Origin of the sequence: Limosilactobacillus caccae (assembly GCF_900156885.1) — a bacterium.
GTDB classification, from domain to species: Bacteria; Bacillota; Bacilli; order Lactobacillales; family Lactobacillaceae; genus Limosilactobacillus; species Limosilactobacillus caccae.
Window position 1 is genome coordinate 330,543 of record NZ_FTOY01000010.1, and the last position, 14,610, is coordinate 345,152.

Genomic DNA, 14,610 nt, shown 5'->3' on the forward strand with positions numbered 1-14,610 from the left:
ACAAAAAAGCTCAGCTAGCCAACTGAGCTCCAATTATTTTATTTTAATCATTATTTGCAATCGACTCGCGGTAGGCCGATTCCGGCTTCAACTTATTCGCGTAGCCGTTCACTTCATCTTTTTGTGCCTGGCTGGTGTAGTAGTCACGAATCAGCCCCGAAACCGTAATGTGCTTGGTAACTACCGGGGCTTCCGCTACCGACTGATCTCCTTGCGGCTCAACCATCTTTACCGTGACGTCATTACCGTTGCGCTTAAAGTAGATAAAGCTCGTCGGGTCCCCGTTGGCCGTAATATAGCTATAACCCTGGAGATCTCCGAAGTCACTGTCGGCAGAATCCTCATAGTAAAGGCCACCATCAATACCCCGTTTAAACCAGTCCGGGGCCTTATATAAGGCGACCAGCGTCCCCAACTGCTGGGTAGTTAAATTTTGGCTGCTGTGATTGCTTGCTGAAGATGAATTAGCCGAGGTTTCTCCCCGCAAATCAATAATCTTGGTGTTTTGCGCCACATTGTTGACCCGGCTTACGCCATGATGCTCCTTTGCGTAGGCGACCATTTCAGCAGGCGTTACCCCGTCAGCCCGGATTCCGGCATCACTATCGGCAAAGTAAATCTTATCGCCAGCAATCGTGTAGTAAATTGAGTTTAGGCGGTCACCCTTATTACTCGAGTCGCCGGTAAGCTTAACTGAATACAATAATTCCGCCCCATCAGGATAGGTCTTATACAGCGGCCCATCCCCCTTCGGCACACTATCTTTTTCGTAAATCTTAACGGTCGCGCCCTGTCCGCTCTTCGCCATGTTGGCAGAGTAATCATTGCTGTCGGCACCCGGCATATGCGCATCCCCATAGTAAAGAACAAGGGCCGCCGTCTGTGATGGCGTTAGCTTGTCAGCGTCAAGACTGCTTAAATTCCCCGCTGCCTGATTCTGGTCAGCCGTACTCCCCGAAGTGGCGACCTGCGAACTGCTGACGCTAGTCTGTGAATTATTTTGCTGACTATTCCGATTGCCACAAGCCGCTAGCGTCAAAGCTGCTAGCGGGATCGCAATCCCTAATGCTAATTTTTTCATTTAATTGCTCCCTAATCGTTTTGCATCACTCCTTACAATAGCATAATCTAAGAGACATTGTGAAATTATTTTGTACGATTTAAGTTTCTGATTAGGCCGATTACTATAAAAGTAATTAATAATAACGATTATCACAGTCATTGCAACTCCTAATGCGTACCCAGTATTACTGATATTTGAAACAAATAGGTTAGTACATAAGGTCAACAAAGGCGTTGCCGGTACTATATATTTCCAGTAATTTTCTTGTTTGTTCTTCTTTTCATTAATCAGATATTCTAAACCATATGCTATTAAAAATGCTGTGTAGGGTGATAAATTATTGTATAAAGCATAACATTTTACGGATTTCTGTAGTTTTTGAACTAATAGTTCTTCCTCAAGAACATATTCTTTATTCGAAAAAACTTTAGCCCCTATTAGATAGTACATAGCTCCTAAAAGAACCATCCCTATTATTGTTATTAAGACATCCAATTTTACAATATAAATAATTAATAAGATTATTATTTCAATTAATACTAACAGCATTATTTTTAACATTTGCTTTTGAATCCAAGCTTTATTAAATAATTCTATCACTTGTATAACCCAGCTAATTTCTTCATTATTTATTAAAGCTTGAGTAACTTTATTATTCATAAACTCTCCTTTTTGTTAACCATAAAAAAGATGCTGCTCTTCACAGCATCCTTATCAATTTAATACTCCCGTTTCTTCATCAAACCAAGGCCAAACATTGCTGAAACTGCACCGAGTGCTAGTGCGGCGGCGGATGTGCTGCTCCCCGTCTGTGGCAGGCGAGCCTGCTTTACAGCGCCGTCACTAGTTGTGCCCTGACTGCGGTGAATCGGCAATACCGCCGTGGCGCCCTTGCTAGTGGCCATGCCATTTTCCGTTAACACTAACGTATTGGTCTTCCCGCTAACCACTGCCTGCCCATTCTTAGCGACACCAGCCTGTTGAGGGAATAGCTTTGTGTGCAATGCCGCTAAGTCGGCATCTAGCTTATTCTTCAACTGATCATAAGCGGCGCGATCACTAGCTAGCAGTGCGGCTAACTTATCGTTATTCGCCTTAACGAATACATCATGATCAGCGGTCAACTTAGCAATTTGCGTCTTTGCTTCTGCTTGCCGGTGGTCATTAGCACCCTGGGCTGCCTGTTCAAGCTGCGCCTTAAATGCTGCGACTTCGTCTGCGGCCGCCTTATTGATTGCGGCCAATTTTGCATCGTGCGCCGTCTGCAAGGCGTTGAGCTTAGCCTGGCCGTCTGCCTTCACTGCTGCCAACTTAGCAGAAAGTTGTTGCTCCAAGGCAGCAAGCGACTCTGGCTGGGCCTTGATGTCAGCGATCTTCTTAGCAAACTGGTCCTTGATTGTTTGTAATTGCGTGTCGCGGTCCTTAGTAGCGGCATTAACCTGCTTCGTGTATTCGTCGTTGACCCGCTTGATCGTAGCGTCGTACGTCGCGAGGATATCGGCGTGGTAATCCTTCGCGTTGATCGTGTCAACCGCCTTTTGACCATCAGCCTTAACCTGATCGACGTGGGCTTGCGCCTGCTTAACGGCCGGTGCATTTAAGTCCGGCTTGTAGCTTGGGGTTTGCGTTGACTTAATTTTTGCAATGACACCAGTATTAACAAGCCCCTTTTCCCATTCGGGGAAAAATTCATCGTCTTGTGCAAAGGTATCCTCGTATTCCTTAGTGGTGTAATCTTCGTAGTCACCAGCGAAGTCCCAGGTAATATAGTAGAAGGTTTCGTTTTGGTTGTCCGACCCAGTGTTTTCGACGAAGAAGTCGGGGTCGGTCTTAGCGTTTTGGAAGGCCATGCCAACGAGCTTAAAGTGCGGGTTAATGACGTTTGCAAGGTGACCGCCAAGGTGCGGTGCTTGGTCATTTTTAGAGAAGCTGGAGTAGAATTCACCCCAGAGCATGGATTGCATCCGGTTGTAGAGGTTGACTTCCATTTCAAGCATGGTATTACCTTCGACGGTGTATAAGTTTTCTCCGGCGGCATCAATTATAGGCGCGTCCCACGTCATGGCTGCACTATCTTGTCCGCTAAACATACGAATTTCGTCATAGAAGCTTCCACCGTCATCGTCGTATCCTGCACCATCCTTGGCATTTTCCATGGAGTGTTCGTAATGGTTGTGGTGCTGTTCACGGGTAGTACCAATTAGCGTTGATACGTGATTCCAATAGTTCTTTGGTGTAATCAAGTCTTGCAATTGGCTCTTTGGTGCCATTTCACCAACAGTCATGGCTTCCATTGGGTCGATTAAACTGGAGTAACCATCGACATGTGCGTCAGCCATCGTGTTTTGGATCTTCATTTGTTCCCAAACGCGGTGACGCATGTCGTTCATCCATTGGTTGGAAAGGTCGTTAAGGCGTTGCTTTTGCTCGTTAGTTAAGTCGCCATTGATCTTTTCAGAATGATCTTGAGCTGGGTCATAGGCTAAGAGCCCGAGCTTAAAGTCTAATGGCAGTTGGTTTTCGTCAGTGACTAAATTCGTCTTGTCCTTAAAAAGGTCCAGATCTGAAGCCGTGTTGTACCAAGTTCCAAGTGATACTTCTGGGTGCATTGATTGGCCATTGTCACCGGTGTCGGTGTCTTGAGATAATCCCTTTCCATATGAGGTCAATTGATCTCCCCCCGCCGGTGTAGCGGGCTTAACGGCGGTGTTAATCCGGGGCGCGTTAGCAACAGCTTGGTCGTAAGCTTGCTTAGCCGCAGCCAAGGCCTTAGCGTTTTGAGCTTGTTGGTTCTTTAAGTCTTGTTGCTTCAAGGCATCAGCGTGTTGGTTGTCTTGGTCACGCTTAGTTGTAGCTTGGCTCACGGCGGTGTCATGGGCAGTCTTAGCCGAAGCGATCGTATGGTTGAACTGGTCAGTAACGCCTTGTTCAGCCTTCTTTTGGTCGGCTTGGGCAGCGGAAACTTGGGCGGCCTTTTGGGCAGGCGTTACGATCATCTTGGCGGCATTGGCTAAGGCCTGGCTATAACTTGCTTCTTGTGCTTTCACCGCCTGGTCATTTGCCGATAGCTGCTTTTGCTTGCTTTGCTGGTAAGCAGTATTTTCCGCTTTAATCTGCTCATTTGCCCCTGCCGTCACGGTGGCTTGTTTCTGCGCTACCTGCTGGTTAACCTTGTCCTGGTCAGCCTTATTCGCACTCGCTACCCGCTCATTAATTGTCGTGACCTTTTGCTGGACCGTTGCTGCGTCCTTATCATTAGCTTGCGTATTTTGTTGGCGCAGGTCGTTTTCCTTGGCCTGGTTTTGCTGTTGCAAGCTGGCTAACTGTTGCTGCGCACTGCTTTGCTCATTCGCATACTGCCCTTCCGGCGATACCGTTGCTTGTTGTTGATCACTAACGGCCTCATCGGCATGCGCCGTCTCCGTGGTGCCAGCCCCGATCAATACCCCTGCAAGGACAGCAGAAGTGGTTAAAGCTTGCTTGTGCATTTTATTCATTTTAAAATTCCCCCTAGATAGTTATTAAGCTTATCTCCCTAAATAAAGTTACAAAAATCCTTTTTAAAAATATCACTATATGCACACTTGTCAATTTATTATTTTTGTTATTTATCAAGTAGTTCCAGTCAAAAACACTTCCTTAATCAGTTTTCGTAATCCGCAATAAAAAATTTATTTTGCAAGTTAAGACACTTTGCTGCTATCAGCTGATATCCAATTACTATCTGCACATATTTCTATATTCATTTTAATTGGTAGTTTAAACTGTTTATATATTGCATTATATAAATTAAAATTTTCAGTTACCTTTAGATAGAAAGAAGGTGGCTGATTATCACTAACGTTGGTGAAAATATTAGAGTAGCACGAAAGAGATTAGGGGTTACACAAGAAAAGCTGGCTGAAGCAAGTGGTTTATCAGTTAATTTTATTTCGCGAATAGAACGCACTGGTGACCAAAACATCAGTATTCATTCTTTAGCAAAAATTGCAGATGCATTACAGGTTAATTTAACGGACCTCGTGCAAGATACCTACACTCCACCGAAGACCCATTCGAAGGCCGATCACCTCAACTTTGTCCTCAAGCACATGGACCAGGGTGAAATTCTCGCAGATTTATTTTTAAAGATAATCAAATATAACAATTAAACGGGACTGGCAAAAAAAGCTTTGCCAGTCCCGGTTGCAGTTTAAAAGGAAAAATTGCCAGCCGCCAAGCCACGAGGGCTTGGCGGCTGGCACAAGTTAGTCCGTTATTCTGCTAATGCTTCTTTTCGTTTCTCCTGCGGTCCGTTGTTTTGGCGCGCTTTACAGCGCGGGCTGATTTTTGAACAAATCTACCCAAAAAGGAGTAATTCTAATGATACTAAAACAAACAGAAGTAATGACAATCATGCCCAAGCTACTGCAACAAGCGCAGGAACAACTAAGTACAGCCGACCTCCGCAATAATTTACCCCTCCTTCGGCAACGTAGCCTCGACTTTGCGGCAGTTTGCGAAGACGCCATCCTCCTTGAACAATTACCAGAAGAAGCCTGCTACTACTTTCGCTGGAAAATAACCCTCCTCGAAAATGAGCTGCCGACCGTTAATCTATCCCTAACGATCACCACCCCCACCAGCCAGCAGATCGCCCACGTTTCTTCGCCATTAATCGCCCTCTTCACCGACTACTTTATTGCCACGGGACGTATTCCGAACCCATGGTCGATAAGCTAACATCAACGGCTCCTCAATGAGGGGCTTTTTTCTCCCCCTCCATTCCGCAAAAAGTGATACATTAGAGATAAAATCTAAGGAGGTCCTATTATATGGAAGAAAAAGCAATCACCGCTGAACAGATGCGCCACTACGACTCATATACGATCAACACAATCGGTATCCCCTCCCTCGTCTTGATGGAGCGGGCTGCGTTGGCTGTCCGGGACGAAATCCTTCACGCCTTTCCACTCAACCTGAAGCACGTGGTCGTTGTTGCCGGTAGCGGCAACAACGGTGGCGACGGCCTAGACATTGCCCGCCTCCTCCACATCGCTGGTGTCCGGGTAACGATTTTAAACGTCGGCAACCTTGCGCACGCTTCTGATGAACACCAGGTGCAAGAAAAGATTTGCCAATACTATCAGATTCCAGAAACTACTGATCGCAGTGTGCTCAAGAAAGCAACCTTGATTGTCGATGCGATGTTCGGCATCGGGATCGATCGCCCGGTCACGGGGAGTTACGCTGACGCAATCACGGCAATCAATGATACCGATGCCGTTGTTGTCGCCGTTGATATGCCGTCAGGGATCAACACCGATACCGGCGAAGTAATGGGCGTCGCCGTCAAGGCCACCGCCACCGTTACCTTTGCCTTTAATAAGGTCGGCTTGACCACGGCTAGCGGGAGTGAGCATGCCGGACGGGTGGTCATCGCTAATGATATGGGCACTTACGCCGTTGACGATTAAAATTAAAGATCCTAAATAAATAGCCCCCAACATCTGCCTTAACAGATACTGGGAGCTATTTTTAATTGCATATTTTTAACCCACTAGCTACTTACTATTTCAGATACTTAGCCGGATCGGCAGCAAAGTCAGCTACCTGCACATCGACCGTGTCCTTCGTGGCCGCGTTTTTTAACTGGAACTGGCCCTCTTCAGCTTCCCGGGAGCCAAAGACCGCAAAGTACTTGGCATTACGGCGGAAGGCTTCCTTAATCTGCTTACCGACCTTGATCCCGCTGTAATCCTTATCGGCGACGATTCCTTGTTCCCGCACCTTGTTGAGCAGTTCGAAGGCCACTTCGTCACCCTGGTCATCAGCACTCGCAAAGAAGATATCTAATTGGTCCTGCGGGGCAAATGCTGGGTTTTCTTCCTGGAGCAGGAGCATTAACCGTTCGACCCCCATTCCAAAGCCGATCCCACCTTCTTCGGGACCACCGAGTTGCTTGATCAAGCCGTTGTACCGTCCACCAGCACAGACAGTGGTAAAGCCGCCACCGAAGACTGGTGAATCCGACATGATTTCAAAAATCGTGTGGTTGTAGTAGTCAAGGCCCCGCACCATGTTGGTGTCAATCTCGTAATCAATCCCCAACTTCTTTAACAGGGCTTGCACTTCATCAAAGTAGGCTTGGGATTCATCGTCAAGGTAGTCTAAAATTGACGGTGCTTCAGCGACAATCTTCTTGTCACCTTCGTCCTTACTATCGAGGACCCGGAGGGGGTTCTTGTAAAGCCGCTCCTGGGAGTCCTTGCTCAATTCATCGTAGTGGGGCTTCAAGTAGTTGATCAGGGCGTCACGGTAGTCTTCGCGAACCTGCTTGTCCCCTAAGGTATTGATGACTAACTTAACATTGGGCACCCCAAACTTCTTGAAGAGGGCCATCGCCATCGAGATAACTTCTACGTCAATTTGTGGCGACTCATTGTTTAATGCTTCCACCCCAATTTGGTGAAATTCCCGTTGCCGCCCTGATTGTGGCCGTTCGTAGCGGAACATTGGCCCCATGTAGTAGACCTTGTATGGCTTTGGATATTCCGGACCGTAGAGCTTGTTTTCGACGTAGGCGCGGACCACCCCGGCAGTCCCTTCTGGTCGTAAGGCGATGTGGCGGTCACCCTTATCATGGAAGTCGTACATTTCCTTTTCCACGATGTCTGACGTGTCCCCGACATTGCGGGAGAAAACATTGTAGTCTTCAAACATCGGTGTCCGGATGCCCCGGTAACCGAACTGGTTAAAGACTTCCCGCGCGTTTTGTTCTACCTTTTCCCACAGGCTAGTCGTTCCTGGTAAGATATCCGCAGTTCCCTTTGGCTTTTGATAATCCATTTTTAGAAATTCCCCTTTCATTGCATAAAAACAAAGCCCCCTAAGGCCATTAGCCTTAGAGGGCGATTTTAATCACTGTTCCACCTCTATTTACAGTGACCTCACAGCCACTGCCTCATGAAGTATCTTAACTTCGTGACGATAACGGGTCATCCGAAACGGGCTACTAACTTCACCCGTTCAACTGGTAGAGGTGTTTCATAACTGCTGCCAGGTCTCAGTATCCCTGGCTCCCTGTCGCTTACGCAGCTACTTTGTTTCTACGTTAATGCTTTACATATTTCATTAGTGATTTTACCATAGCTTGTTTATTTTGGGTATTATTTATCTAAATTAAGCCGCTTTTGCACCCGGCGGATGTGCCACAGGTAGGCGCAGACAATCAGCAGGGTGACGACCATCATCGCAAAGACGGACAAGAAGAGGTCCGGGTAGCTCCCCTGTTCGATCACATACCCACCGTACAGGGGCCCGATCGCCCGCCCAATCGACATCATGATATTCAACAATCCCTGGTAATGACCGGCCTCATCAACGTTTGTCAGCTGGGTGATCCAGGCTGGCAGGCCGGCAAAACTGGTCATCTCCCCAATCGTCAGCAAGACGAAGTCAAGGGCAAACGCCACCAGGCTGCGCGCAAAGATCAGGAAGAAGAAGGACGAGGCAAAGATAAAAATCCCAATGATAATCTGGGTCGACAAGCGCATGTATGGGCTGAGCTTATTAACCAGTGGCTGGCCGACAATGATCAGCACCCCGTTGAGCGTCCAGAGCATACTGTAAGCATAAAACGGGATGCCCATATTGGTCATGTGGACTGCCATCACACTCTCCCACAGCGAGTAGCTAAGGTGGATGGTGGCGTAGTTTAAGAGGATGAACCAGATTAGAATTATCCAGCGACGGTGCAACTGGGCGGGAACTTTCTGCACCTGCTTAGCGGCCGTCTTATCCTTCATCACGTCACCAGCAATATTGAAAGTTCCGACTACCAAAACCGTCAACAAGACATAAAAGATTGTGGCAACGGCAAAGACAACCACCACGCTAATCGGCAAGAGAACACCGACAAGGAGGGTCCCGATGACGACCCCGACGTTAAATGCCATGTAGATATAATTGAACACGTAGCGTGACGGGTGGTCGCTAACCATCGCCCCGTAGGAATTGACGATCGTTGCGTTGATCCCGTCCCCAAAGCTATTGATCGTGATCAAGACCGCATACCAGGGCCAGCCATGGATAAAGATCAGTAAAAAGATGGCAATTGTCGATAAACTAACCCCTAAGAGGGCCGTCTCATACTGCTTCCAGTGGTCAAATAGCCATCCCCCAAGGTAATTACCACTCATCATCGAAACCGACATTACCAGCATGACCATCCCCGCCGTCGTCAGGCTCTGACCGAGGTAGTTGTGCAAGTACATCGTCGTCAACGGCCACAAAAAAGCCGCCCCGGTATTATTGAGCAAGCTTGCGAGGGCGACCCACTTTAATTTAACTGTTGTTTGTTTGCGACTCATTTTACCGTTCCGCAACCATGTCCGATGATGGAACCCGGATTAAAGTGTAGGTAGCCGCATTGTGATTGGCCTTTAACCCCAGTCCGTTAATCACCGTATTCTTGTAGTGGACATTCATCACCGCGGCGAAGGCACTCCCCGTCCGGGCGTCTTCTTTTGCCAGCTGCTTCTTGTCCCACGGCAGGACACTAGCGTCCAGACTAATGATCCGCGGGCCGTCAGATACAGACCCAAAGCGGGAATTAGTCGTATACTTGTTATTACCTGCCCAGTATGTGTATGAAATAACCGGGTGGTTACCACTCTTACTCCGGGTGGCTAGCACATAGTAGTAATCATCAGCTTTATTACTCATCTGCAGGGCCTGGTAAGTCGTTGTCGTCCGGGTCTCCTGGTGGTTATTGATGTCGACTGGCCGGAAAAAGGTCAAGTACATCATCGCCCCTAGCCAGAGCAGCGAGATTACCAGCAAGACGATATAACGAATGACTAGCTTGGTATCAAAGACCTTCTTTGTCTTCGCAATCAGCATTAACTGGTGCACCCGGATATAATGGATCACATAACAGAAGAAGAGGACTGCACAAACCCATGACAGCCATCCTAACCAATTCCAACTCATAATTCATTAATACTCCATTCTCTTAAATGTATACTCTGATTATCACACAAAATCCCGCGCTTGTCGTCAAATTCGATGAACAAACAGTGAAATTTAAGAATTAAATGGTGGGATAAAGTGCAAACTGTGCTAAACTAAATTTTGGTAAGATTCTGTGTCTTGATCTAAAATAAGACATAAGGGAAATATTAATTCACGATAGATTCACTAAGGAGGAATTTATTCATGGACAATTTGAGTGAACTTGCTCAAGAATTGATTAATTTCGAGCGTGAAAAAGACTTAAACGATAACGAGGTTGCTTTCGGTAGCCACCTCTCTGTTGAGCGGATCCATGATATTAAGTCATCAAATTCTGCAGCCACCGCAGAAGAAGTCGAATTGCTGCAACGGTTCATGCAAAGCAAGTAACGACTCATTATTAACGGGCGACGATTGATAACGCTAAAAACTCCCCGCTGACTAGCAGGGATTGGTAAAAATAAAAACGCGGCAGACGAAGATTTCTCGTCTACCGCGTTTTTTATGCTTGTGGTTGGTGAAATTTAATTGGGATTAGGGCTGGCGTCACCTTTTCCTTCGGCGACTCAACCCGCTTCATCAAGGTCGCAATCAGTTCCTGGGCGAGTGCCGGGATCGGCTGGATGACCGTCGGCAAGAACGGGGCAATCCGTCTAATTAACTGGGAACCATCATAGCCGGTGATAAAGAAGTCCTTATTCACCATCTGCCCGGCCTGCCGGTAGAGGTTATAAATGGTCAATGCTTGAACATCATTCGACGCTAAGACCCCATCGTATTTCCCCGGGAAGGTCGCCGCAAAGTCCAAATCCTGCAATGCCAAGGGTTCAAAACTCCGTCCCTGCTTTGTCAGGTAGTCCAACGCCCCCTGTATCCGGTTGATCGTTGGGGAAGCAGAGGTATCTTCATCCACAATTACCGCTAAGCGCTTTACCTGGTGGTCGACCAAGTACTTGGCGGCTAATTGGCCTCCCTGGTAACTATCCGCTTGGACAATCGGAATGTCATCGGCTAAGTACCGGTCAAAGGACACGATCGGCGCGCTAATCTGGTGGTATTCTTCAATATCGAGGTTGTGTGAACTGGAGATGATCCCGTCGACCTGGTTGGCCAGGAGCATACTCAAGTATTCGTGTTCGATCTCCGGGTTTTCTGCAGACGACGCGATAATCGTCTTGTACCCCTGTTTGAACAGTTGGTGTTCGAGTTCGTTAGCCAGCTCGGCGAAAAATGGGTTAGTTAAATTAGGAAAGATCAGGCCGATAAACTTCGATGGCTTTCCCTGCATTGCTCGCGCAAGCGCGTTTGGCTGGTAATTTAGTTCACGCATTGCCGCATGAACTTTATCGATTGTCTTTTGGCTTAATGAACCGTAACTATTTATTACCCGCGACACCGTCGTCACGGAAACGCCGGCTAGCTGAGCAACATCTTTTAACTTAGCTACCATTTCAATACTCCCTTATCATTAAAATCGTTAAACTACCTTATTATAGCTTAAATAGCGAACAAGTGGTGAAGTTTATTTTCAAAGTCAATTTACAGCAGGTAAAAATGCACTATAATTATATATGTTTGGCTTATCATTTGTTTTAAATGTTTTTCAATTGATAAAGTCCCGTAATAAATACGGCCAAATATTGACTTTATAATATTCTGAACAGCCGTTTTAAATGCAATCGCGGGAATTTACACTTTATTTCAATTGACGCATGGGGGATTTAATGCTAGGTTATTAATAGTTAAAATCTTTAGAACTTCTTAAACTTTTTTGCTTTTCCTTAGCATTTTAATTTAATAAATGATTAATAAGCCACTTTAGCGTATGCTGTTTAAGAATTTTAAACTAGTCAAAGGAGTCTCTGCCAATGAATCGTCCAACCAATATTGACCCATCCACCCATTTCAAGATGTACAAGAGCGGGAAGAAATGGATGTTCGCTGGGTTGACTGCTGTTACATTGTTAACCACTACTGGGGTTGTCGCCCACGCTGATAATAACGCGACACAAGCACAACCAGTAGTTGCTACTAACTCAAATGCCACTTCTACTTCCAGTGACGCTACCAGTCAAAGCACAGCTGATAGCAGCACTGCCGCTCCCGCTTCTTCCGCTGTTGATACTAACAGTGCCGCTGCATCAGCAAGCACTGCTGCAAGTGCCAGCGATAGTCAAGCAGCTGAATCCGCTGCCCCTGCTCCGCAAAAGCAAGCTACTCCAGCTGCACCCAAGGCTAATGAAGCAGCCCCACAAGAAACCACTGACCTAAGCACACTCCACTTCAGCAACGGCGCTCACCAACAACAATTTATCCAAAGTGTTGCGCAAGGGGCAATTGATGGCTGGAACCAATACCGGGTATTGCCATCAATCACGGTCGCCCAAGCAATCGTTGAAAGTGGTTGGGGACGGTCAGGCCTTGCTACCAGCGCCCACAACCTTTTCGGGATTAAGGGGTCATACAACGGTAACTCTGTGACAATGCGGACACGGGAAGTTTACGGTGGCCGGAGCGTCTACGTTAACGCCAACTTCCGGAAGTACGCCAACAACTCAGAATCAGTTGCGGACCACGGTCGCTTCCTAGCGGTTAACCGTCGTTACGCCAACTTACTTGGTGACACCAACTATGCTTCAGTAGCAAGAAAGCTTCAACAAGATGGTTACGCTACTGACCCTAGTTATGCGCGGACATTGATCAAATTTGTTCAAACCTACAACTTGAACCAACTGGATGCCGTTGCCCTGTCAGGCAAGGCAATCGTTAACAAACGGAACGACAACGCCCAAACTCCAGCAACCAACTACACTGTTTCCAACACTGGTTACTACACAGTTAAGGGCGGCGATACCCTGTCACGGATTGCCAACAACTTCAGCACGACTGTTAATAAGTTGGCAGCCTTAAACGACATCCACAACGTTAACCGGATTTACGTTGGTCAACGCTTGCTCGTTCGGCAACCACAAACTGCCGCAACCAGCAACAACCACCAGGCAAACTCAAGTGCTGCTAAGCAAGAAACGGCCGCTACTAACACGGCTGCTGAGACTTACACCGTCAAGCGTGGCGACACCCTTTCTGGCATCGCCCACGAATTTAACACGACGACTGCAAAGCTTGCCACTACTAACCACATCGCTAACCCGAACTTAATCCGGGTTGGTCAAGTACTAACTGTTCGTCAGGCGACTAACCAAGTTGCAACTCCTGCTGCTAAGCAAGAGTCAACTAAGCAAGAAACTGCTAAGACGACAAACAACACTAGTACTAGCCACCAGGTAAGCAGTGCGAAGACTTATACTGTGAAGAGCGGTGACACCCTTTCTGGCATCGCCCACGAATTTAACACGACGACCGCAACCCTTGCGGCTACCAACCACATCGCTAACCCGAACTTGATCCGGGTTGGTCAACAATTGCAAGTTAGTGGAACGGCCACCAGCAGTGTTCAGTCAACTAGCTACCGGCCAAGTGTTTCGAAGGCCACTAACCGGGGCACCTACGTTGTGCAAAGCGGCGACAACTTATCAAAGATCGCTGCCTACCACGGCCTCAACTGGCGGACAATCGCAGCAAAGAACAACCTGCAAAGTCCATACACAATTTTCGTTGGTCAACACCTTTCACTCTAGTTACTAGCGGATAATTAATTTAATATTAAATTAAAGCAAAAGTAGGTGAGATTTACCTACTTTTTGCTTTTTTTGTTTTAAATAGGTCATAATTTGGTTTAGAATAGAAGTAAGCAGTTTATTATTAATATTCACGAGCTACAACTAGGGAGTTTAAAGAAAGTAAGTGGTATTTATTGTGGTAAACCGTCGGACGACTGATATTCCAAATGTGAACAAGATCAGTCAATTATTTAAGCTGCTTGGTAATCCCAAGCGATTACAGTTGCTTTACTTGCTCATCCAGCATTCGATGAGCGTATCAGAAATTAGTATGAAGTTGAATTGGGAACAATCGGGGGTTTCTCACCAACTGCAACTATTGCGCAAATATAACCTAGTACAACAACGGCGCGAGGGGAAGACCGTGATCTACCATCTGGAGGATCCACAGGTCATGACTTTAATTGCCGATGTTTTAAGTCATGCTGAAAAGATTATTTAATGTGAATATTAATTGGGTTCCCCCAATTGTTTAACAAAAAGAAGGACGTTTAGAAATACACACTAAGATAGTTTAGTGGCGATTTCTAAGCGTCCTTCTTGCTTACTTAACAAAGTGGAGTTGGAAGTCATCGCAATCCAAGACTCCCTTGACGACTACGGCCTCCCCATCGTGGAATTGGTCCTGATCAAGCCAGAAGCCTAGGTGGGCATGCCCATAAAATTTAAAGTCATAGTGCGGTGCAACATCATCATTATGGATCCGCATGACGCCCTGGCTGCCATCGGAACACTTTATTGTCTGTGATTGATTATTATTGTGAACATAAACAGTTGTCACTTTTAACACCTCCACTTTTATTATACCGCTCTTTTTTGGTACACCAAAAATATTTTTAGTTATCAGCGAATTAATCCGCCAAAAAAGCCCTT

At 46.6% G+C, this 14,610-nt stretch carries 14 protein-coding genes; 6 read left to right on the top strand and 8 right to left on the bottom strand.

Features of this window, described 5'->3' with window-relative positions; genetic code table 11:
* Positions 1–43: 43 nt before the first annotated feature.
* From CZ502_RS04870 to CZ502_RS04880, 3 genes are read right to left on the bottom strand one after another with little or no spacing between them, the layout of a single operon-like run.
* Complete coding sequence (locus CZ502_RS04870) at positions 44–1,081, bottom strand: Lreu_0056 family protein (protein ID WP_076460095.1); 1,038 nt, start codon at positions 1,079–1,081, stop codon at positions 44–46.
* Positions 1,082–1,723, bottom strand: a complete 642-nt coding sequence (locus CZ502_RS04875) for a hypothetical protein (protein WP_076460097.1) — start codon at positions 1,721–1,723, stop codon at positions 1,082–1,084.
* 59 nt (positions 1,724–1,782) lie between these two features.
* Positions 1,783–4,560, bottom strand: coding sequence for an LPXTG cell wall anchor domain-containing protein (locus CZ502_RS04880; protein WP_076460100.1), 2,778 nt, complete (start codon positions 4,558–4,560; stop codon positions 1,783–1,785).
* Positions 4,561–4,917: 357 nt separating this feature from the next.
* On the opposite strand from CZ502_RS04880, the gene CZ502_RS04885 reads away from it, so the two are divergent.
* The 3 genes from CZ502_RS04885 to CZ502_RS04895 all read left to right on the top strand — a co-directional run bounded on the left by CZ502_RS04885 (position 4,918) and on the right by CZ502_RS04895 (position 6,519).
* Positions 4,918–5,214, top strand: coding sequence for a helix-turn-helix domain-containing protein (locus CZ502_RS04885; RefSeq protein WP_255372233.1), 297 nt, complete (start codon positions 4,918–4,920; stop codon positions 5,212–5,214).
* Between the two features lie 211 nt (positions 5,215–5,425).
* Positions 5,426–5,785: a hypothetical protein gene (locus CZ502_RS04890; RefSeq protein WP_076460106.1), complete on the top strand. Its 360-nt coding sequence runs from the start codon at positions 5,426–5,428 to the stop codon at positions 5,783–5,785.
* Between the two features lie 92 nt (positions 5,786–5,877).
* Positions 5,878–6,519: an NAD(P)H-hydrate epimerase gene (locus CZ502_RS04895; protein WP_076460109.1), complete on the top strand. Its 642-nt coding sequence runs from the start codon at positions 5,878–5,880 to the stop codon at positions 6,517–6,519.
* Positions 6,520–6,613: 94 nt separating this feature from the next.
* Here the strand turns inward: CZ502_RS04895 and hisS are convergent, their stop codons facing one another.
* The 3 genes from hisS to CZ502_RS04910 all read right to left on the bottom strand — a co-directional run bounded on the left by hisS (position 6,614) and on the right by CZ502_RS04910 (position 10,036).
* Positions 6,614–7,891 (bottom strand): histidine--tRNA ligase, encoded by a 1,278-nt coding sequence (gene hisS / locus CZ502_RS04900; RefSeq protein WP_076460112.1) that lies wholly within the window; start codon positions 7,889–7,891, stop codon positions 6,614–6,616.
* 320 nt (positions 7,892–8,211) lie between these two features.
* Positions 8,212–9,414, bottom strand: coding sequence for an MDR family MFS transporter (locus tag CZ502_RS04905; protein ID WP_076460115.1), 1,203 nt, complete (start codon positions 9,412–9,414; stop codon positions 8,212–8,214).
* A 1-nt stretch (position 9,415) separates the two neighbouring features.
* Positions 9,416–10,036 carry an LVIS_2131 family protein gene (locus CZ502_RS04910; RefSeq protein ID WP_076460117.1) on the bottom strand — a complete coding sequence of 207 codons (621 nt, stop codon included), beginning with the start codon at positions 10,034–10,036 and terminating at the stop codon, positions 9,416–9,418.
* 225 nt (positions 10,037–10,261) lie between these two features.
* Between CZ502_RS04910 and CZ502_RS04915 the strand changes: the two genes are divergently transcribed.
* Positions 10,262–10,447, top strand: coding sequence for an LBP_cg2779 family protein (locus CZ502_RS04915; RefSeq protein ID WP_076460119.1), 186 nt, complete (start codon positions 10,262–10,264; stop codon positions 10,445–10,447).
* Between the two features lie 112 nt (positions 10,448–10,559).
* On the opposite strand, the gene CZ502_RS04920 is transcribed toward CZ502_RS04915, so the two are convergent.
* Positions 10,560–11,507 carry a LacI family DNA-binding transcriptional regulator gene (locus tag CZ502_RS04920; RefSeq protein ID WP_076460121.1) on the bottom strand — a complete coding sequence of 316 codons (948 nt, stop codon included), beginning with the start codon at positions 11,505–11,507 and terminating at the stop codon, positions 10,560–10,562.
* Between the two features lie 418 nt (positions 11,508–11,925).
* On the opposite strand from CZ502_RS04920, the gene CZ502_RS04925 reads away from it, so the two are divergent.
* Together CZ502_RS04925 and CZ502_RS04930 are read left to right on the top strand one after the other, a co-directional pair.
* Positions 11,926–13,695, top strand: a complete 1,770-nt coding sequence (locus tag CZ502_RS04925; RefSeq protein ID WP_076460123.1) for a LysM peptidoglycan-binding domain-containing protein — start codon at positions 11,926–11,928, stop codon at positions 13,693–13,695.
* A gap of 166 nt (positions 13,696–13,861) precedes the next feature.
* Positions 13,862–14,179, top strand: coding sequence for an ArsR/SmtB family transcription factor (locus tag CZ502_RS04930; protein ID WP_076460125.1), 318 nt, complete (start codon positions 13,862–13,864; stop codon positions 14,177–14,179).
* Positions 14,180–14,281: 102 nt separating this feature from the next.
* Here CZ502_RS04930 and CZ502_RS04935 read toward each other — a convergent pair whose 3' ends face one another.
* Entirely contained in the window at positions 14,282–14,518 is a 237-nt protein-coding gene (locus CZ502_RS04935) for a hypothetical protein (RefSeq protein ID WP_076460127.1), read from the bottom strand.
* Between the last annotated feature and the right edge of the window lie 92 nt (positions 14,519–14,610).